Origin of the sequence: Amycolatopsis sp. NPDC058986, from assembly GCF_042741125.1 — a bacterium.
Classification (GTDB): domain Bacteria; phylum Actinomycetota; class Actinomycetes; order Mycobacteriales; family Pseudonocardiaceae; genus Amycolatopsis.
Window position 1 is genome coordinate 173,320 of record NZ_JBHYJW010000008.1, and the last position, 20,253, is coordinate 193,572.

At 69.5% G+C, this 20,253-nt stretch carries 13 protein-coding genes; 10 read left to right on the forward strand and 3 right to left on the reverse strand.

What is annotated here, in order from left to right; all coding sequences use genetic code 11:
* The first annotated feature begins 5 nt into the window (after positions 1-5).
* A complete protein-coding gene (locus tag ACFW0G_RS10565) occupies positions 6-1,388 on the forward strand; it encodes a serine hydrolase domain-containing protein (protein ID WP_378324701.1) in 1,383 nt (460 codons plus the stop codon).
* A gap of 25 nt (positions 1,389-1,413) precedes the next feature.
* Entirely contained in the window at positions 1,414-2,799 is a 1,386-nt protein-coding gene (locus tag ACFW0G_RS10570; RefSeq protein ID WP_378324703.1) for a serine hydrolase domain-containing protein, read from the forward strand.
* Positions 2,800-2,977: 178 nt separating this feature from the next.
* On the opposite strand, the gene ACFW0G_RS10575 is transcribed toward ACFW0G_RS10570, so the two are convergent.
* Positions 2,978-3,391: a DUF5959 family protein gene (locus tag ACFW0G_RS10575; RefSeq protein ID WP_378324704.1), complete on the reverse strand. Its 414-nt coding sequence runs from the start codon at positions 3,389-3,391 to the stop codon at positions 2,978-2,980.
* Between the two features lie 201 nt (positions 3,392-3,592).
* Here ACFW0G_RS10575 and ACFW0G_RS10580 point away from each other — a divergent pair, with 201 nt between their 5' ends.
* The 5 genes from ACFW0G_RS10580 to ACFW0G_RS10600 all read left to right on the forward strand — a co-directional run bounded on the left by ACFW0G_RS10580 (position 3,593) and on the right by ACFW0G_RS10600 (position 6,241).
* The gene (locus tag ACFW0G_RS10580) at positions 3,593-3,910 is read left to right on the forward strand and encodes a hypothetical protein (protein ID WP_378324706.1); all 318 of its coding nucleotides are present in this window, start codon (positions 3,593-3,595) and stop codon (positions 3,908-3,910) included.
* Between the two features lie 170 nt (positions 3,911-4,080).
* Positions 4,081-4,320, forward strand: a complete 240-nt coding sequence (locus tag ACFW0G_RS10585; RefSeq protein WP_378324708.1) for a hypothetical protein — start codon at positions 4,081-4,083, stop codon at positions 4,318-4,320.
* A gap of 270 nt (positions 4,321-4,590) precedes the next feature.
* Positions 4,591-4,974, forward strand: coding sequence for a VOC family protein (locus ACFW0G_RS10590; RefSeq protein ID WP_378324709.1), 384 nt, complete (start codon positions 4,591-4,593; stop codon positions 4,972-4,974).
* Positions 4,975-5,266: 292 nt separating this feature from the next.
* Entirely contained in the window at positions 5,267-5,641 is a 375-nt protein-coding gene (locus tag ACFW0G_RS10595; protein ID WP_378324710.1) for an STAS domain-containing protein, read from the forward strand.
* 159 nt (positions 5,642-5,800) lie between these two features.
* Positions 5,801-6,241: a hypothetical protein gene (locus ACFW0G_RS10600; protein WP_378324711.1), complete on the forward strand. Its 441-nt coding sequence runs from the start codon at positions 5,801-5,803 to the stop codon at positions 6,239-6,241.
* A gap of 37 nt (positions 6,242-6,278) precedes the next feature.
* Here the strand turns inward: ACFW0G_RS10600 and ACFW0G_RS10605 are convergent, their stop codons facing one another.
* On the reverse strand, positions 6,279-6,617 hold the full coding sequence (locus ACFW0G_RS10605; protein WP_378324756.1) for a YybH family protein: 339 nt from the start codon (positions 6,615-6,617) through the stop codon (positions 6,279-6,281).
* A gap of 107 nt (positions 6,618-6,724) precedes the next feature.
* Entirely contained in the window at positions 6,725-8,572 is a 1,848-nt protein-coding gene (locus ACFW0G_RS10610; protein WP_378324712.1) for a BTAD domain-containing putative transcriptional regulator, read from the reverse strand.
* 649 nt (positions 8,573-9,221) lie between these two features.
* On the opposite strand from ACFW0G_RS10610, the gene ACFW0G_RS10615 reads away from it, so the two are divergent.
* Genes ACFW0G_RS10615 through ACFW0G_RS10625 form a run of 3 tightly spaced genes read left to right on the forward strand, consistent with a single transcriptional unit; the run spans position 9,222 to position 20,244 of the window.
* Entirely contained in the window at positions 9,222-13,547 is a 4,326-nt protein-coding gene (locus ACFW0G_RS10615) for a beta-ketoacyl synthase N-terminal-like domain-containing protein (protein ID WP_378324713.1), read from the forward strand.
* Complete coding sequence (locus tag ACFW0G_RS10620; RefSeq protein ID WP_378324715.1) at positions 13,544-19,114, forward strand: amino acid adenylation domain-containing protein; 5,571 nt, start codon at positions 13,544-13,546, stop codon at positions 19,112-19,114. The genes ACFW0G_RS10615 and ACFW0G_RS10620 overlap by 4 nt, the downstream gene beginning before the upstream one ends.
* Positions 19,111-20,244 (forward strand): saccharopine dehydrogenase NADP-binding domain-containing protein, encoded by a 1,134-nt coding sequence (locus ACFW0G_RS10625; RefSeq protein ID WP_378324716.1) that lies wholly within the window; start codon positions 19,111-19,113, stop codon positions 20,242-20,244. Before ACFW0G_RS10620 ends, ACFW0G_RS10625 begins: the two co-directional genes overlap by 4 nt.
* Positions 20,245-20,253: the final 9 nt, after the last annotated feature.

Here is a 20,253-nt window from a genome sequence, read left to right on the forward strand (position 1 = left end):
GAACCATGAGTACTCCGTTCGACACCGCCCGCTGGCAGGCCCGGTTCGACGAACTGCGCGCGGAACATCACGTGCCCGGCGCGTCGCTCGCCGTCCTCGTCGACGGCGAGATCCACGAACTGGCCGGCGGCGTGCTGCACCGCGGCACCGGCGTGGAAGCGACCACCGACTCGGTGTACCAGCTCGGATCGATCGCCAAGATCTACACCGCGACCCAGGTGATGCAGCTCGTCGACTCCGGCGAGCTCGATCTCGACAGCCACGTGATCGACGTGCTCCCTGGCTTCGCGGTCGCGGACGCCGAGGCCACCAAAACGGTGACAGTGCGGCAGCTGCTCAGCCACACCAGCGGAATCAGTGGTGACTTCCACGAGGACACCGGCCGGGGTGACGACTGCCTCGCGCGGTATGTCGAGGCGTGCCGGGTGCTCGGGCAGGACGTACCGCCGGGGACCGCGGTCTCCTACAGCGGCAGCGGGTACGTCCTGCTCGCCCGGATCGTCGAGGTGCTCACCGGGCAGACCTGGGATCAGGCGCTGGCCGACCGGCTGCTCACCCCGCTCGGGCTCGAGCACACCATGACGCTGCCCGAGGAGGCACTGCGGTTCCGGGCGGCCATGAGCCACCTCGGCGAGGCAGGACAGGACCCGGATCCCGCGCCACGGTGGGATTTCCAGTCCCGGGCGATCGGCCCGGCGGGCCGGGTGATCGCCAGCGCGGGCGACCTTGCCGCCTTCGCCCGCTTCCACCTCGACGGCGGAGTCGCGCCGGACGGCACCCGGCTGCTGTCCGAGCAGACCGTCGCGTCCATGCAACGCCGCGAGGTCGAGGTGCCGGACAAGTGGACGGTCAGCTCGGACGCCTGGGGGCTGGGCTGGACCCTCTACGACTGGTTCGGCACCCGCGGCTACGGGCACGACGGCGCGGCCATCGGCCAGTACGCCTATCTGCGTGTGGTGCCCGATCGCGGGGTGGCGATCGCGCTGACCACCAACGGCGGCGGCGCGCGCCAGCTGTATTCGCACCTGTTCCGGGAACTGCTCGATGAGCTGGCCGGGGTGCGGATGCCGGAGCCGTTCGGCCCGCCGAGCACACCGCCGGCGGTCGATCTCGCGCCACTGGCCGGTCGCTACCGCCGGGAGGGCGCCGCGATAACGGTGTCCGAAAAGGACGGAAAACCCTTCCTGCGCTACGAGTTCGTCGATGGCATGGCGGGCATGTCCCCGCCGCTCGACGTCGACCTGACTCCGGTCACCGACAAGGTGTTCGCGGGAACCGGCGCCGGTCCCTCGTTCAGCGACGGCTACATGCCGGTCGTGTTCGCGACCCTTCGCGACGGCACCTCCTGTGTCTACATCGGCATGCGCGCCACCCCCAAGGTCAGCTGAAATCCCAGCAACAAAGGAGAAAACGATGACGTTCGACACCGCCCGCTGGCAGGCCCGGCTCGACGAGCTGCGCGCGGAACACCACGTGCCCGGCGCGTCGCTCGCCGTCCTCGTCGACGGCGAGATCCACGAACTGGCCAGCGGTGTGCTGCACCGCGGCACCGGCGTCGAGGTGACCACCGACTCGGTGTTCCAGGTCGGCTCGATCACGAAGATCCACACCGCGACGCTGATCATGCGGTTGGCCGACGAGGGCAAGCTCGACCTGGACGCCCCGGTCGTGGACGTCCTGCCGGAGTTCGCGGTCGCCGACCCGGAGGCGACCAAGCGGATCACCACCCGCCAGTTGCTCAGTCACACCAGCGGCATGAGCGGTGACTTCCACGCGGAAACCGGCCGTGGCGACGACTGCCTCGCCCGGTTCGTCGAGGCCTGCGTGAACATCGCGCAGGACGTGCCGCCGGGAACGGTGGCCTCCTACAGCACCTCCGGATACAGCGTGCTCGGCCGGATCATCGAGGTACTCACCGGCAAGACCTACGACGAGGCGCTGCGCGAGATGCTGATCGTCCCGCTCGGGCTGGAGCACACCGTGACGCTGCCCGAGGAGGCGCTGCGCTTCCGTGCCGCGATGAGCCACCTCGGCCCGTCCGGGGCCTACCCGGAACCGGCGCCGTCCTGGAACCCGCTGCAGCGTTCGCACACTCCCGGCGGCGCCTACCTGTGCGCGAGCGCCGCGGACATCGTGCGGCTCGGCAAACTCCACCTCGACGGCGGAGTCGCGCCGGACGGCACCCGGCTGCTGTCCGAGCAGACCGTCGCGTCCATGCAACGCCGCGAGGTCGAGGTGCCGGACAAGTGGACGGTCAGCTCGGACGCCTGGGGCCTCGGCTGGACGCTGTACGACTGGACCGGCGTGTTCGGCTACGGGCACGACGGCGCGACCGTCGGCCAGCACGGCTACCTGCGGATCGCGCCGGAGGCCGGGGTCGTCATCGCGCTGCTGTGCAACGGCGGCGACAACCCGTGGACGCATTCTCGCGGGGTCTACGCCGCGTTGTTCCGCGACCTGCTCTCGGAACTGGCGGGGGCCCGGATGCCGGTGGAGTTCGCCCCCGCCACGGAACCGATCGACGTGGACCTCGCCCGGTTCGTCGGCACCTACCGGCGCGAAGGCGTGGCCATCACCGTCAGCGAGCGGAACGGAAAGCCGTACCTGGTCTACGATTTCGTCGACGGCATGGCCGGGCTCGCCCCCTCACTCAAGATGGAGCTCGAGCCGGTGGCGGAGAACGTGTTCGCCGGCCGCAACAGCCCGACCGAGGCGTACATGCCGGTGGTGTTCGGCACCCTGCCGGACGGCACCGGCTGCTGTTACATCGGCCTGCGGGCCGCACCGAAGATCGCGTGACCATGGCGTCCGCGGTCCCGTCCCGCGCCGCGGGGCGGGACCGCGCGCGGCGTGTCCGAACAGGAGTGGTGGAAGACATGCGCCGCAAGCCACAGAGCAGGACCATGAGCCACGTGAACCGTCCACAACGGACAGATCCGCGGATTCCGGCGCCCGCCTGCCTGCTTCCGCGACTGGATCAGGCGGACCCGAACCACTGCTGCCAGACCCGGTCAAGCCGGTCGTAGGCGTCGTCGAACCAGCCGTCGTCCAGCGGGATCGGCACGGTCACCCCGACGCCCGAGGCATCCGGGTCCCGGACAGTGATGGCCACCCGCTCGAACTCCTCGTGCTCGAGCGACACCATCGGCCCCCGGGTTCCGGTGTCCCACACCACGTCGTCGCCCGCGTCCAGCACATCGAGAGCGTCGCGCCAGGCGTCCACCGTGTCCTGGGCCAGCCACATCTGCAGCCTGCCGGTGACGAAGGTCGTGTCGATCCGGAGCTCTCCGTCCAGCAGGTCGTCAGAGCCCGGAAAGGTGCCGCGGATCCGGAGCACGAAACTGTTGCCCTCCCCGGCGAGGTGGATCAGGTCGATCGGCTCGTCAGCCATGAATCCCTCATTCTTCCCACAGGTCGTCGAGGTCGATGATGTCCGATGTCGCTCGGTAGCGGCGAGGGGCGTCCCCGAGTCCCGGCCACGCGGACGAGTGTCACTGAAATTTCATCACCGATTGCTAGCTTTCTCCGGTCAATTGATCACGCGATGCTCGGACGCTCACGGAGTATCGCCGTGGAGACCAGAGGAGAACCAGTGCGCACATTCGTCTCGAGGGTAGCGATGGCAGCCCTGTCCGTTGCGATCATCGGAGGAATCTCCGCGGCAACGGCACAGTCGGCCCACGCCGCGGGCTGGGTGGAAGGAAAGTTCATCGCCGATACCGACATCGTCGCGCAACCGGCCCCCGGCGCACCGGTCACGGGTCATGGCGTGTCCGGTTCCTCGGTCGCGGTCAATTGCCAGACACCTGACCACAACTGGTACAACGTGAGCTCTTCCGGAGGCTCCGGCTGGGTGTGGCATCCGGGTCAGGTGGAGACCACCAACGACTCGCTGATCGGGATCTGCTGATCGACGGTCGGTCCAGCCGGAAATCTCCCGGCAGGACGGGCCATTTTCATGCCAGGATTCCCGCAGGGAAGTGTTCCTGTCCTGTTCCGGCCGTTCCGTTGCCTCGAGTATCCGTCGACGACAAGATAGCTGCGAATCATGCGGATTGGCTCTCACACAAGGAGAAAACCATGAATCTTCTCCGTCGCGCGCTGCTCACCGTATCGATGATCGTCATGTGTTCCGGGCTGGTTCTCGCGCCTGCCGCGGTTGCCGGCACCGCTGTGGCGACGAACCTGGGCAGGCAGCTGCTCCCGGCTCCCCCGGACCTGCCCGGATGCTACCCCTCCAACGAAGGCCAGGTCCTCTACAGCAACAGGGCTCACCACTGGTACCGATGCCACGACTGGGTCTGGCACCAGATGGGCTGACCGCTCGCTTGTGGCCCGATTCCTGAACCACCTCGGGCCTCACCCGGCGGGTCCCGGCGTTACCCCGGTTGCCGCGTTTCGCGGTGACCGGTAACCCGGGTGCGAGCGCGATCATGCTTCGCGCCCACGGTTCCTTCTCTTGTTGTCAACGCCCGGAGTCTCCCCGGGCGCCGCGATGTCGTATGGCCTTGACCTCCAGTTAGCTCGACGTTCTAGCGTCGGTAGTGACCCGGTTGCCGATCGCGGCGGCCGGACACCGGAGGGAGCATCATGGCCATCCAGTTGAACCACACGATCGTCGCAGCTCGCGACAAGGCGGCCTCGGCGGTTTTCCTGACCGACCTGCTCGGACTACCCGCGGCGACGCCTTTCGGCCCGTTCATGGCGGTGCGGATGGACAACGACGTGACGCTGGACTACATGGACAGCGAGGGCGAGATCACCACACAGCACTACGCGTTCCTGATCAGTGAAGAGGAGTTCGACACGATCTTCGACCGGATCACCGAACGCGGCCTGGCCTACTGGGCGGACCCGGCCAAGGCCAGGCCCGGCGAGATCAATCACGCAGACGGTGGGCGCGGCGTGTACTTCGACGATCCGAACGGACACAAGCTGGAGATCCTCACCCGCCCGTACGGCAGCGGAAACTGACCACCGCGAAAGCCGCGCGAGGCGCCGGGGCGCTCACTTTCCTGGCCCGCGCCAGTGCTCGGCGCGGGCCCGCGCCGGTACCCGGATGATCTGTGGTTGAACCCTGGTGGGGCGCAGATTCGGCCATCTCGGGCGATTTCGGTGTTCGTTTCCCTGTGTGGGTTGTTGTCGGTCCTGTCGTGGCGTTACGGTCGGTGTAGCGGTTGAACCCACAGCTGTCTTCCGGTTACCGGGAGAGCCCCGCTGGTGTGGTGATCTCCCGGGATCGCTGTGACCTGACGGGGTGGTGCGGGTGATCGAAGTCGTCGGTGGCGACGTTCCGTTCTCGGCCTTGGCCAAGCACCTCGACGCGCACACCGCCGAGGTGATCCTGTGCGGCGAACTCGACCTGGCCGCGGTACCGGTACTGGCCGACGAGGTGGCGACCGCGCTCGCCCCGGGCCCCCGGCTGCTGCTATTGGACTTCTCGGCCGTGACGTTCCTGGGCAGCTGCGGGATATCCGCCATGATCGAAGCCCAGCAGCGCGCCAAAGCACAGGCAGCCCAGCTACACGTCTTCGGCGCCACCCACCACGCCGTCCGTCGCGCCCTCGACCTCACCGGAGCCGCGACCTTCCTGACCATCTGCCCGTCTCGTGACGACGCACTCGCCCATGACGAGAGCTGACGACCACCCGTCCTGACTGGCCACCCCTTCCCCGATCGCGCCGGGCGACGGTTGCCGCCTCCCCGAACGGTCCCCTCCAGGGGATTCGCCGACCGTGGCCGCGGGCAGGCTGGTTCAGCCTTGTTTCGCGGCGCGCCGCAGCAGGTAGGACATCATGACGTGGTGCACGGGCGCGGCGAGCTGTTCGCGGCCGTGTACCAGCTGGCGGCCGACCGGTTGCTCGCGGAAACCGAACCGGACCCGGCCGTCCCCCTGGTCGAACAGATCACCGCCGGCCTGGAGGCACACTTCGACTATTTCCTGGCCCATCGCAACACGGTCCTGGCGGCCAACCGCACCCTGGCCGGCGATCCGGTGATCCAAGCCGTCATCACCGGCGAACCGGCCGTACTGCGGCAACGGCTCCTCGACGCCTCCGGTCTGACGAAGCACGCGCGGGACCTGATGTCCGCCGCACTGACCGGAGGGCTGCTGTTCGTCCGCGTGCTGTGCGTGGAATGGCTGACGGCCCGGTCCTTCTCCCGGACGGAACTGCGTGAACTCTGCGCCGGCGCGCTACTGGGAGCACTGGACAGGGCCGACGCGATGCCCCGATCTTGACCACACCGCACCGCATCGTCGTACCCGTCCGCTCCCGCTACGGCATGACTGGCGGCCGGTCCGCGACCCGTAGCCACGACCCGTCCGGCTGACGACGGGCGATTTCGGCGGTCACCTCGCCGGTTGTCAACGTGGTCGCGGTCAGGGCGAGGTCGCCGTTCACCAGCGCGGGCTGCTGCCTGCCCGGCGAGATCACCGTCCCTGCCGCCACCATCCGCTCGAACACCTCACGGATCTCCGCGTGCCCGGTCGCGAGATGGCCCGGCGGGAACGCCAGCACGGCGTCCGGCTCGTACAACGCCACCAGCCCGTCGACATCGCCCGTGTTCGCGCGCTCGACGAAATACCTGCCAAGGTCGTTCGGCTCAGTGGCCACTGGTTTGTTCGTCACGCCGATCAGCCTCCCAAGCAATACACGACATCCTGTGTCGGGTATTCCGCAGAGTTTCCGGCGAGCGCGCCGACCGGTCCTGACGACGCCGGTCACCCGGCGGAGACGGGCATCGGCTCGGCGTGGATCCGGGGTTTCAGCGAGGTGGCCTCGGCCTGTTCGCGGGCAAAATGCCGGATCAGCGGGTGTATCCGGTAACGGGCCGTCTTCGGGCCGACCGGGGAGAGCACCACCTCGAGCAGCCCGACGTCGACCAGGGCGTCCAGCCTGGCCTCCATGGTGGACAGCGGGCAGCCCAGCAGCCGGGCGGCCTTCGGCAGGCTGACCTCCGGCAGGTCGGCATGGCCGAACCAGTGGAACAGGCCGCGTACTTCACCCTCCAGGTGCCGGTAGGTGCGGGTGAAGGAGGCGCGGGCGGTCAGGGTTCCGTCCGAAAGCTCGTCGAGCCGCCGCCGTTCGTCCTTCAGCCGGTCCGCGAAATATCCAATGGTCCATTGTGGATGAACGGCGAGCCTGGTGCCCGCGATGCGGAGCGCGAGTGGCAGGTTCCCGCACGAATCCGCCACTCGCTGGGCCGCAACGGGTTCCGCGTCGACCCGGTTGACGCCGATGATTCCACCGAGCATGGCAACGGCCGACGTCGCGTCCAGACAACCCAGTTCGAGTGGCCGGATGCCTGCCAGCGCACCGAACCGGCGCCGTGAGGTGACCACTACCGCGCAACCGGAGTACCCGGGAAGCAATGGCCGGATCTGCTCATGGTCCGCGGCGTCGTCGAGTACCACCAGCATCCGGCGGTCGGCGAGCAGGCTGCGGTACGTCGCGGCCATCTCCTCGAGCCGGTCCGGGATGTCGGCGGCGCGCACGTGCAGGGCACGGAGGAACTGCGCCAGCACGTCGGCGGGACATCGAGGCCGGCTGGACATCCCGTCGAGGTTCGCCCACAGCTGACCGTCCGGGAACCGGTTCACCACCCGGTGTGCCCATTGCACGGCAAGGGAAGTCTTGCCGAAACCCGGGCCACCGGTGATCACCACCGTAGGCACCTTGCCGTCCACCGAGTCCTTCTCCAGCACCGTATCCAGGAGCTCGAGTTCCTCTCCCCGCCCGGTACAGCTGTCCGTGTTCGCCATCAGCTGCCTCGGCGCGGCACGCGGCGCACTGGCGGCACCGGACGCGAGGCCGGCAGGCAGCTCCAGGTGCGGGCTGGCGCGCAGGATCGCCGTCTCCAGCCGTTGCAGCCCCTGGCTGGGGTCCAGCCCGCTCTGCTCGGCCAGCCGGACCCGCAGCCTGCGGTAGGTGTCCAGCGCCTGGCTCAACTGCCCGCTGCGATAGTGCGCGAGCATGAGCTGCGCGGTGGCCCGCTGCCGGTCCGGATACCCGGCGACGAACTCGGACAGCTCACCGAGCACCGCGCCGTGGCGGCCGAGTCCGAGTTCGAGGTCCATCCGGTCCTCGAACGCCAGCAACCGCGCTTCGTGCAGTCCGCAGCACAGGTACTGGCGCACGTGCTCCTGACACAGACCGGCCAACGGCTCACCCCGCCACAGCTGTAGCGCCTCCTTGAGATGCTTGGCCGCCTCGACGTCGTCGACCATCCTGGCCTGGTCGACCATGGCGCGAAACCGGTGCGCGTCCACTCGCTGCTGGTCGATGCGCAACAGGTAACCCCGTGGCCGCCGATCCAGCGCGACGTCATCGGGATCGACCTGCGCGTTCCGCAGTACCCGCCGCAGGCGCGAGATATGCGTTCGGACCACCTGGTTCGCCGACGGCGGCCGGTCCTGGCCCCAGGTCAGCTCCACCAGGCGTTCGACGGAAACCTGACGGTTGGCCTCCAGCGCGAGCACGGCGAAGATGAATTGCTGCTTCCGCGATCCCAGGTCGATCTTGGCGCCGCCGACCCTGGCCTCGACCGATCCGAGCACTCGCACGTCCATGTGGCCCCCGTCTCCCAGTACTGACTGACACCGCCGCCGCCCTCGTCGAAGCGCGCTCCGCGGAAAATCACGACTTGTTCGACAGTCCCCCAGTCAAGGCCGAGCACAATCATCCGGGCGCACATATTCGCCGAATTTTTCAGATTACTTTTGCGCGCCCCCAGATAAGCACACCAACCCCATCCCCAGCGACTTTCCTTCAGCAGCGGCATGCGCTTTCTTGTACAAGCGACAAGCTTGTACAGTCGACAAGTGTTCCACGGAGGTGTCCGCCACCAAACCACTGACCGGACCAGTGAATCACCCACGCTTGCTACGCCGACAGCACCAGCGAACGCGACCGAACGGCCTAGATTTCGGCTAACAGAGGTTAGCTGAAAGCCAACGCGGGCCAGATGAAGGCTAACACAGGTTAGGCAACGGAATCCGTTCTCCTGATTTTGATTTTCATCCAATACGGCGACACCAGCCGGACCCGCGAATTCTTTCCCGGCTTCGGGCGCACTTTCCGGACGCAGTTCAATGCGGCCATCGCAACACCGATGCAACAAACCTGCGAAGCGGGCCGGTTAGCGTGCATGACAGGTAGGGGTGCAACTACCGAAAGTCACCGTGCCGTCCACAACAGCGCATGAGGGGGCAGCGACCAATGACGAGTGGCACCCGTCGCTCCGAGGCATTCTCGACATTCTCGGCACTATTCGATGATATCGCGGGCCGCTTCGCCGAACGTGTCGCCATCCGGTTCATTCGTGGCGATGACAACGTCGAAGAGTGGACCTACGCCCAACTGGCAAGGCGAGTCCGCGGCCACGCGTCGGTGCTGGCGGAGCGCTACCGGCCGGGAACGCGAGCACTGCTGCTCCTGCCCAGCAATCTCGACCACACGCTGGCGTTCCTGGCCGCCGGGTACGCCGGCCTGATCGCGGTCCCGGTGCACGTGCCGGAGTCCGGAATGCTCAAACGGGTCAGTGAGCGGCTGGACCACATCATCTCCGACGCCGAGCCGGGAGTACTGCTGTCGACCCGCAGAACCCTGAGCTCCGCCGCCGGCCTGCTCGCTCCCCACCACGCGGACACCCTTGCCGTGGACGAATTGCCCAGCGGGGACATCGACTTCCGCCCGCCGGCACGGAACGCCGACGACCTGCTCTACCTGCAGTACTCCTCCGGTTCCACCCGGATGCCCAAGGCGGTCTGTGACACGCATGCCGCGCTGCTGTTCCAGGTCGGCTTCGTGCACCAGGTGAACGGCGACGGCGAGCCCATCCACATGGTCAGCTGGCTGCCGCTGTACCACGACATGGGGATGATCATGGGGCTGCTGGCTCCCATCCTCAGCGGCGGCACCTTCACCTTCATGACGCCGGCCACCTTCACCGGCGACCCGAGGCGCTGGTTCACCGCGATCTCACGCTACCGGGGCACCTGGAGCGGCGGGCCGGACTTCAGCTTCACCATGAGCTGCAAGGCGTTCTCCGACGACGAGCTCGCCGAGCTGGATCTGCGCAGCGTCCGGTACTTCGTCAACGGTGCCGAACCGGTCCGGCCGGAGACACTGGACCGGGTCCGGGACCGGTTCCGTGGCTGCGGCCTCGATCCGGCCGCGCTGACCCCCGCCTACGGTCTGGCCGAGGCGGGGCTGATCGTGTCCTTTTCCCGCGAGCCACGCGGCTACCGGGTCGGCCGGTACGCCGCGAACGCGCTGACCGAGGGCAGGGCGGAGCCCGTCGCGGCCGGCGCCGGCCGGGCGGTGGTCGGCTGCGGTGACTTCTTCCATCGCTGGCGGGTCGCCATCGCCGACCCGCGGACCGGGGCCGAACTGCCCGAACGCCGGATCGGCGAGATCTGGGTCGCAGGCGACGGCCTGCCGTCCGGTTACTGGAACCGTCCACAGGAGACACAAGAGACCTTCCACGCGACCCTGCCGGACGGCAGCGGGCCGTACCTGCGCACCGGAGACCTCGGTTTCCTCGACAACAACGAGCTTTTCGTCTGCGGCAGGCTGAAGGACCTGATCATCATCCGGGGTGGCAACCACCATCCCAACGATCTGGAGATGTCGGTCGAACGAGAGGTCGACGCGGTCAAGGTGGGCGCGGCATGCGCCGTCCAGCTGGCGGAGGACGGCAGGCTTGTGCTGTTCGCCGAGGTCGACCGGCACCTGCCCGCCGAGCGGCTGGCCGATATCGCCAGGCAGATCCGGGCGACCATCGTCGCGCGGCACGACATCGTGCCGGAGGAGGTCGTGCTGATCCGCCGCCGCCTCCTGCTGCGGACCTCCTCCGGGAAGATCCGCCGTCAGGCGACCGGTCAACGGTACCGGGACGGTGCGCTGGAAACGCTGATGGTCGATCGGCTCGACGCCGTGCCCGGCGAGCAGGGTACGCCGGTCCGCGATCCCGCGGCCGGCGTCGGGGTGTTCCAGGCGATCCACGAATCGTTGTGTGGCCTGCTCGGACGGACGACCATCGGCCCGGACGAACGGTTCGCCGAGCTCGGGATGGACTCGGCGCTCGCCGTCCGGTGGGCACACCAGCTCGGCGAACGACTCGGCCGCCCGGTTCCGGTGGCGTCGCTGTACCGGTTCAACGACCTGCGCGGCCTGAGCCGGGCGCTGGCCGACGACACGCCCGGCGCGGACCGGCAGGCACCGGAACCCACCACCGACGCGGTGGCGATCATCGGCGTCGGGCTGCGTCTTCCCGGCGGGCACACCGATTTCGACTCCTTCGCCCGCTGGCTGCCGCGCGGGGAGAACGAGACGGGCCCGGCGCCACGGGAACGCGCCGAACTGGGTGTGGGACTGACCCTGCCGATGGCCGCACTGGACGACATCGACCGGTTCGACGCCGGGTTCTTCGGACTCGGCGGCGCGGAAGCGCAGGCCATGGACCCGCAGCACCGGCTGCTGCTGGAAACCACGTGGCACGCGCTGGAACACGCGTACCTGCCGGCGCACCGGCTACGGGACCAGCCCGTCGGGGTATTCGTCGGGCAGGGCAACAACGACTACGCCGCGCTCCCGATCAGAGCGGGGCGGCCGGACTGGGTCCGCGCCTTTTACGCGCAGGGCAACAGCCTCAGCTCGGCGGCGGGCCGGATCGCCTACCATTTCGGCTTCCGTGGCCCGGCCATCGCGGTGGACACCGCCTGCTCCGGCTCGCTGGTAGCGGTCGACACCGCGGTCCGGTACCTGCGGGACTCGGCGTGCGACCTCGCGGTGGCCGGTGGCGTGAACGTCGCGCTGTCACCGGAAATGGAACAGTCGTTGCTCGCGGCAGGCATGCTGTCCCCGCGCGGCCGCTGCTCGACCCTGTCGGCCGACGCGGACGGCTACGGTCGCGGCGAAGGCGTCGTGCTGTTCGTACTGCGTCCGCTGCGGGCGGCCCTGCGGGCCGGTGACCGGGTGCTCGGCGTGATCCGGGGCAGCGCGGTGGCCCAGGACGGCCCCTCCGGCGGGCTGGCCGTGCCCAACGCCGGGGCCCAGGCCGGGGTGATCCGCTCGGCGCTGGCCGCGGCCGGGCTGCGGCCGGACGACATCGACGCGGTGGAACTGCACGGCACCGGCACCCCGCTCGGCGATCCCATCGAGGTCGAGGCGCTCCGCGAGGTCCACGGTGCCCGTAGCCGTCCGCTGTTGCTCGGATCGGTGAAGACGAATATCGGGCACCTGGAAGCCGCGGCCGGCGCCGCCGGCATGGTGCGGGCACTGGTTTCGTTGCGGGACGACGTGTGGCCGGGCAGCGGGACGTTCACCGGGCTCAACCCGGAACTGCGCACCATGCCGGGCACCTTCCGGTTCCCCGCCGAAACCGCACCGATCCCGGACGACGGGCGGCCGCGCCGGATCGGCGTCAGCTCCTTCGGGTTCACCGGCACGATCGCCCACCTGGTGCTGGAGCGGGCCGAGACGGCCATCGCGGGCGAAGGTGCCGAGCCGAGCTGGCTGGGTTGGATTCCGGTGTCCGGCGCGACCGAGACCGCGGCGCGAGCACGAGCGCGAGCACTGGCCAGGACGCTGGCCGGCCGGAGCGAGCGTGAGCAGGCGGACCTGCTCACACTGTGGCGCTGCGGACGCGACCACCACCTGCCGTGCCGTGCCGTGGTCACCGCCTTCGAGCCTGCCGAACTGGTGCGGCGGCTCGACACGCTCGACTCCTTCTCCGAGAACGGCGGCTCGGTCTGGCTGACCATCCGGCTGCGGGCGGGCGACCCGATCGGCTCACTGCTCGCCATGATGCGGTCGTGGCTGCCCGCCGCGCTGTGGCCCGCGGCCGGTCGGCCGGGCGCGGCGACGCTGCTCGCGGTGCTGGCCGAACTCGGCCTGCGACCGGACGCGCTGGTGTGCGACGAACCTGTCCGCGCGGAGCTCGCCGCGGCCGGCGTGGCCGCACCGTTCGTCGACCGGGCGCCGGAGGTCGGCCTGCTGCTCGGTGTCGGCGGCGGCGACCTCGTCGGCACGGTGGCGCTGGATCCCGCCGACGGCGGCCGCACGGCGCTCACCGAGGCCTACCTCCGCGGCGCGCCACTGGACTGGCCCGCGGTGGACTCCCCGACCGCCGAAGACCGGGCCAGGCTGACCGGACCGCGCGCGAACAGCCCGCTGCCGCTGTATCCCTTCCAGCGGCAGCGGCACTGGTACCCGATGGACGCGGCGATCCCGGTCCCCGCGCCACCCGCCGATTCGGCACCGAACGGTGCACTGTTCACAGTGGACACACTGCGGGACGCGGTCGCGGAGCTGATCGGGATACCACCGGAAACCCTTGGCGAGAACGACGACCTGATCAACGCGGGACTGGACTCCATCATGGTGATGGACCTCGCCGCCAAGTTCGGCCATCTCGGCATCCAGCTGGAGTTCGACGAGCTCTTCGACCGCCCCACGCTCGCCGCGTGGGTGACGCTGGTGACGACGAACCTGGCCGCCGATGTGACCAACGCCGATGTCTTCGAGGACGGATCTCTATGAGCGTGCGGCACCTGATCGACGAACTGGAGCGGGCCGGTGTCCGGCTGTGGGCCGAGTCGGGCCAGCTGAAGTTCCGCGCCCCCAAGGGCGTGCTGACCGAGGAGCGGATTTCCGAGCTACGCAGGCAAAAATCCGAAATACTGCGCCATCTCGCCGAGGACGCCGAGCCGGAGCTCAGCTCGGACCCCGAGCACCGGCACGAGCCGTTCCCGTTGACCGACGTGCAGGCGGCCTACCTGTTCGGCAGGCACGACGGCTTCGCCTACGGCGGTGTCGCCTGCCACGGCTATGCGGAGCTCGAACTGCCCGACGTGCGGCCCGAGCGGCTGGAAACGGCGCTGCGCAAGCTGATCGAGCGGCACGACATGCTGCGCGCGGTGGTCCACCCGGACGGTTACCAGTACGTGCGGGACACCGTGCCGGACTACGAGATCGGCGTGCGCGACCTCCGCGGCGCCGACGCGGGACAACTGGCCGACGCGCTCACCACGATCCGGGACGAGATGTCCCACCGGGTCTACCGGACCGACCGGTGGCCGCTGTTCGAGCTGTGCCTCACGCACACCGGCCAGGGTGCGATCGTGCACCTGTCGATCGACCTGCTGATCGCGGACTTCATGAGCATCCAGCTCCTGCTCGGCGAGCTGAGCGAGCTGTACCGGGAACCGGATCGCGTGCTGCCCCCGGTGCCGGTGACCTTCCGGGACTACGTACTGGCCGAGCGGAAGGGCAGGTCCGGTTCCCGGTACCACCGGGACCGCCGGTACTGGCTGGACCGGGTCGGCGAACTGCCCGGCGCACCGGAACTTCCGCTCGCCTCCGGCGACGCGGCCGATGCCGCGGCCCCGGCAGGCGGATCCGGAACGGCCCGGTTCCGCCGTTTGCACGCCGAGATCGAGCCGGAGCTGTGGTCGGCGCTGCGCAAGGTGTCTTCGGCCAACGGCGTGACCGTCTCCGGCGCGGTGCTGGCCGCCTACGCGGAGGTGATCGGCCGGTGGAGCCGTTCACCACGGTTCACCCTCAACCTGACGCTGCTCAACCGGCTCCCCCTGCACCCGGATGTCGGCAAGCTGATCGGCGACTTCACCTCGGTCAGCCTGCTGGCGACCGACCTGACCGCCGGCGACTGCTTCCGGGACAGGGCAAGGCATCTGCACGCCCAGCTCCGCAAGGACCTGTCGCATCGCACGTTCTCCGGTGTCGAGGTGATGCGGGAGATCAGCCGGCGCAAGGACGCCGCGGCCGCGCTCATGCCGGTCGTGTTCACCAGCACGCTCGGCGGCAACACCGGAGACATCGGGGACAAGCTGCTCGGCGCCCGCCTCGGCTACGGGATCAGCCAGACCCCGCAGGTGTGGATCGACTGTCAGGCGTCGGAACGCGACGGCACGCTCCTGATCAACTGGGACGTGCGGGAGGGAGTGCTGCCCGGTGAGGTGATCGAAGCGGGGTTCGCGGCGTTCACCGCCCTGCTGCGTGAGCTGGCGACAGGCGAACAGGCCTGGTCGGACGCCTGCCCCGTGCCGCTGCCGCCGGCCCAGCGGGACAGCAGGACACGGTTCAACGCCACGGAAACCACCGTTCCGGACGGCCTGCTGCACGAGCCGGTGCTGGCACAGGCCCGGCGTACCCCGGACCGGCCCGCGGTGATCTCCGAGGCCAGGACGCTGTGCTACGACGAACTCGTCGCCCGCGCGACCGCGGTGGCCGGCGCGCTGCGTTCCGGCGGCTGCCGGCAGGGCGACGTCGTCGCGGTGTTCATGGACAAGGGCTGGGAACAGGTCGTCGGTGTGTTCGGCGTGCTGCTGGCAGGCGGCGCCTACCTGCCGGTGGACACCAACCAGCCGGCCGCCCGGCGATCGATGATGCTGGCCGGCGCCGGGGTCCGGCAGGTGCTCACCCAGTCGTGGCTGACCGGCGACCCGGCGCCGGACGGGGTCGACCTGCTCGCGGTGGACACCATCGAACCCGCCGGTGGGCCGGCCGAGCCGCCGGCGTCCGAGCGGAAACCCGACGAGCTGGCGTACGTGATCTACACTTCCGGATCCTCCGGCGTGCCCAAGGGCGTGATGATCAGCCACCGCAGCGCGCTGAACACCATCGCCGACATCAACGAGCGGTTCGCCGTCACCGAGGACGACCGCGTACTGGGACTGGCGAACCTCGGTTTCGACCTGTCCGTCTACGACCTGTTCGGCCCGCTCGCGGTCGGCGGCTGCCTGGTGCTGCCGTCGGCGGAACGCCGGTCCGACCCGTCCCACTGGGCCGAATCGGTGGCAGCGCACGACGTCACGCTGTGGAACTCGGTTCCGGCGCAGTTGCAGATGCTGCAGCACTATCTGGACGCGGAACCGGATCTGCGGCTGCCGTCGCTGCGGCTGGCGATGCTCTCCGGCGACTGGATCCCGGTGGCACTGCCGGACCAGATCCGCGCGCGTGTCCCCGAGCTCCGGCTGATCAGCCTCGGCGGGGCGACCGAGGCCGCGATCTGGTCGATCCACCACCCGATCGGCGAGGTTCCGCCGGAGTGGCACAGCATCCCCTACGGCACGCCACTGGCCAACCAGACCTTCCACGTGCTGGACGACCGGTTCCACGAGTGTCCCGATTGGACGGCCGGCGAGCTGTACATCGGCGGCGCCGGGCTCGCCATCGGCTATCTCGGCGACGAGGAGAAGACCAGACAGCGATTCGTGCGGCATCCGGTCACCGGGGAGCGGCTCTACCGCACCGGGGACCTTGGCAGGCACCTGCCTTCCGGAGTGATCGAGTTCCTTGGCCGGGAGGACTTCCAGGTCAAGATCCGGGGCCACCGGATCGAGCTGGCCGAGGTCGACGCGGCACTCGGCTCCTTCCCCGGCTTGGCATCCGCGGTGGCGCTGGTGGCCGGCTCCGACGCGTTCGACCGCCGCCTCGTCGCCTTCGTCGAAGCGGCGAAACGGGATCAGGCCGATCCCGCCGACGCCGAACACCTGAGTGCGCTGCGCACAGCGGCCGGAAAGGCGGCCTCGGCGGTCGCGGACGGCGTCGACCCCGGCCTGCTCGGCGAGCTGGTGCGGCTGTTCGACGACGTCGCGTTGCGCTGCATGGCCAAGACGCTGAGGGAACACGACCTCTTTGGGTCGCCGGGCAGGACGCACGAGCTGCCGGAGATCCTGGAGGCGGTCAAGGCGGCCCCACGGCACCACCGGCTGCTGCGTCGATGGCTGAACGTGCTGGAACGAGAGGGGATGCTCAGCCGCGAACCGGACACCGGCCGGTACCACGGCCTGCGGGAGATCCAGCCCGGCGAGATCGACGCGCTCTGGCAGCGGATGGAGGTCATCACCGAACAGGTCGGGTACGGCGAGAAGGTGATGCACTACCTCAAGATCAGCAGTGAGCGGCTGCCCGAGCTGATGCGGGACGAGCTCGATCCGCTGGCGCTGCTGTTCCCCGAAGGCCGGTTCGACACCGCGGAGGCCGCGTACAAGGACAACCTGCTCAGCAGGTACCTCAACCAGGTCACCATCGCGGTACTGCGGGAGCTGGCCGCCGAACGGCCGTCCGGCAAGCCGTTACGGGTACTGGAGGTGGGCGCCGGCGTCGGCGGTACCAGCGCCGAGCTGATCCCGGCGCTCGACGAGTTCACTGTGGACTACCACTTCACCGACGTCTCCCGGTTCTTTCTCAACGAGGCGGAACAGCGCTACCGTGCCTACCCGTGGGTGCGCTACGGCCTGTTCGACCTCAACCAGGACTACCGCGCGCAGGGCTACCCGCCGAACTCGGTGGATGTGCTGGTGTGCAACAACGTACTGCACAACGGCCGGGAAGCGGGCGAAATGCTGGCCCGCCTGCGCGAGGCACTCGCCCCCGGCGGCTGGCTGGTGTTCATCGAGTCCACAAAGGACAACTACCAGCTGATGGTGTCGATGGAGTTCAAGGAGGGACTCACCGACTTCGTCGACTTCCGGCAGAGCCTCGATCAGACCTTCATCACCAGGGCACAGTGGCAGAAGCTGCTCGACGAGGCCGGCGCGGAGACCGTGGTGTGCCTGCCGGAGCAGGACGACGTGTGGTCCGGCCTCGGTCAGCACGTGTTCGCGGCCCGCTTCAAGAGCGGACAATCCACTGTGGACGTCGAAGCGCTCGGCGAGCATCTCGCCGAGCGGCTGCCGGAGTACATGATCCCGTCGGAAATTCAGGTGGTCGACGCGATCCCGCTGTCCGCGAACGGGAAACTGGACCGCAGGGCCCTGGAGTCCTGGCTGCCGGGCACCGCGGAAAAGGTCACCTCGGCAGGCGCGGAACCGGTCGGCGACCTGGAACGGCGGATCGCCGCGGTCTGGGCCGAAGTACTCTGCCTGCCCGCCGTCTCCCGTGACCGGAGCTTCTTCGAACTCGGCGGTGACTCACTGCTGGTGGCCCAGTTGGTCAGCAGGCTACGGGAACAGGTGGCCGAGGCGGGAGGCATGGAATGGGACGGCCTGCTGCGCAGAATGCTGCTCCGCCCGACCGTCGCCGCGCTGGCCACGCACTTCCGGCAGCACCACGGATCCGGGCACGGTCACCCGGTGAGCCCGCTGATGCCGGTCGTCGGCGATCGGCTGCCACGACGGCTCGACAGCGATCAGCCGGTCGGCGTGTTCGTGCACGACGGCAGCGGAACCCTTGCGCCGTACCGGGCGCTGGTCGGCGAGCTGACCGGAAGGTACCGGAGCACGATGCCGATGGTCGGGTTCGCGGTGAACGACGTCGGGCCGTACCTGGCGATGGACTCGGCCACGCTGCTCGAACGGCTCGCCGAGGACTACGCCGACCGGCTCGTCACCGAGGTCGGCGGGCGGTTCCATGTGGTCGGGTACTGCATGGGCGGGCTGCTGGCCACCGAGCTCGCCCGCCGGCTCGCGGGCCGGGGCGCCGAGGTGACCACCCTGGCGGTGATCAGCAGCTACCGCCCGCCCTATCGGGTGGACGACCCCCTGCTGATGGAGTACCTGTTCAGCAGGGTGATGGGGATCGAAGCGGGGCGGGCCGGGTTCCCCGGTGACGACGAGCTGTTCGGCCGTGCGCTGCGATCCGCCCTCGCGGACAACCCCGGCCACCTGGTGCCCGGCGCGTTCGGCAGGATCGGTGGCGACCCCGAGCTGGACGCGATCGCCGCGACCATGCGGGACCTGGCCACCCGCAGCCGGGAGGACCGGCTCGGCGAGATCGCGCGGGAGCTGGTCGCGACCGGATCGGCGCTGACCGAAATGTCGCCGGTGAAGAACGGATCCACACCGGCGGGCGACGTGCGGAAGCCGGAACGGCTCGGCCCGATGTACGACGTTTTCGAGCACAGCCTGCGCGCGGTGATCGAGCACCGGGCCGAACCGTGGACCGGCGACCTCACCCTGCTCCGGCACAGTGGTGCCGGCCAGTTCCTGCCTGGCCAGCCGGCGAACCTGGAGGAGTTCTGGGGCGAGCTGTGCCACGGCACGCTGCGGGTGCGCGAGATCCCCGGCGACCATTTCCACTGCCTCGACGCCGGCAACGCGCGCCGCTCGGCGGAACTGCTCGCCAGGGAGGTGTGGACCCGATGACCGGACCGCCGCTGATCGGCGTCGTCGGTGGCTACGGGGCGGTCGGCGCCACGGCCAGCAGGCGGATACTGCGCTCCGCGGCGGCGCGGGTCCGGATCGGCGGCCGGAACCTCACCGCCGCGCGCGAACTGGTCACCACCGAGCCGGCCACGTCCGGCCCGCCTGCCGAGGCGATGGCGGTGGACTTCACCGACGGCGACAGCCTGGCGCGGTTCTGCGCCGGTTGCCGGGTCGTGCTGAACTGCGCCGGGCCGTCCTACCGGATCGCCGACCGGGTCGCGCGGGCCGCGTTCGCCGCCGGTGCGGACTACGTGGACGTCGGCGGCTACGACGCCACCCATAAGCTGCTGGCAGGCACCGCACCGGGACGGACCGCCGTGCTTTCCGCCGGTGTCCTGCCCGGTCTCTCCGGACTGTTGCCGCGCTGGCTTGCCGGGCAGTACCCGGGCCGGCCACGCCGCCTGCTGTGTTACATGGGCGGCCTCGACCACTTCCCGCCCGCGGGCGCGGCCGACTTCCTGGCCAGCCTGCACAACGGGTTCGGCGAGTCGCTGGCGATGTGGCGGGGCGGCGCCCGCGCCTCCCGTGCGCTGAGCCCGCTGCCCGATGCCGAACTGCCGCTGTTCCCCGAGCCGGTGACCGCCCTGCCGTATCTGAGCACCGAAGCCGAACGGCTCGGTGCCGCCCTCGGCCTCGCCGAGCTCAGCTGGTACAACGTCTACCCCGGCAGGCAGACATTGGCGACCCTGAACCGCGCGCACTGGCAGGGCGCCGGGGAATCCGCCGCGATGGTGCTCGACCTCAGCCGCTCGGCGGAGGTCGACCTGGTCGGCTCCGAGCCGTATCTGGTGCTGCTGGCGCAACTGGACGGCGAGCTGGACGGCCGGCCCGCCACCCGCTCCCTGCTGCTCCGGGTGCGTGAGCCCTACCGGTTGAACGGCACGATCGCGGCCCGCACCGCGCTGGCCGTGCTGGGCGGGGAGATCGGCGCCGGTGTGCACCACGCCGACGAGGCGCTGGCACCGCAGGCCGCCTACGACGAACTGCGCGCTTCCGGCGTGGTGGACGTGCTGACCGTGCTGGACACACCGCTCGGTACCGCCGACGTCGTCGAGGAAGGCGCGTTGTAGGCGCGCCCG

Coding starts and splice junctions, on each gene's coding strand:
- ACFW0G_RS10565 (WP_378324701.1), top strand. CDS start 6: ATGAGTACTCCGTTCGACACCGCCCGCTGGCAGGCCCGGTTCGACGAA.
- ACFW0G_RS10570 (WP_378324703.1), top strand. CDS start 1,414: ATGACGTTCGACACCGCCCGCTGGCAGGCCCGGCTCGACGAGCTGCGC.
- ACFW0G_RS10575 (WP_378324704.1), bottom strand. CDS start 3,391: ATGGCTGACGAGCCGATCGACCTGATCCACCTCGCCGGGGAGGGCAAC.
- ACFW0G_RS10585 (WP_378324708.1), top strand. CDS start 4,081: ATGAATCTTCTCCGTCGCGCGCTGCTCACCGTATCGATGATCGTCATG.
- ACFW0G_RS10590 (WP_378324709.1), top strand. CDS start 4,591: ATGGCCATCCAGTTGAACCACACGATCGTCGCAGCTCGCGACAAGGCG.
- ACFW0G_RS10610 (WP_378324712.1), bottom strand. CDS start 8,572: ATGGACGTGCGAGTGCTCGGATCGGTCGAGGCCAGGGTCGGCGGCGCC.
- ACFW0G_RS10615 (WP_378324713.1), top strand. CDS start 9,222: ATGACGAGTGGCACCCGTCGCTCCGAGGCATTCTCGACATTCTCGGCA.
- ACFW0G_RS10620 (WP_378324715.1), top strand. CDS start 13,544: ATGAGCGTGCGGCACCTGATCGACGAACTGGAGCGGGCCGGTGTCCGG.
- ACFW0G_RS10625 (WP_378324716.1), top strand. CDS start 19,111: ATGACCGGACCGCCGCTGATCGGCGTCGTCGGTGGCTACGGGGCGGTC.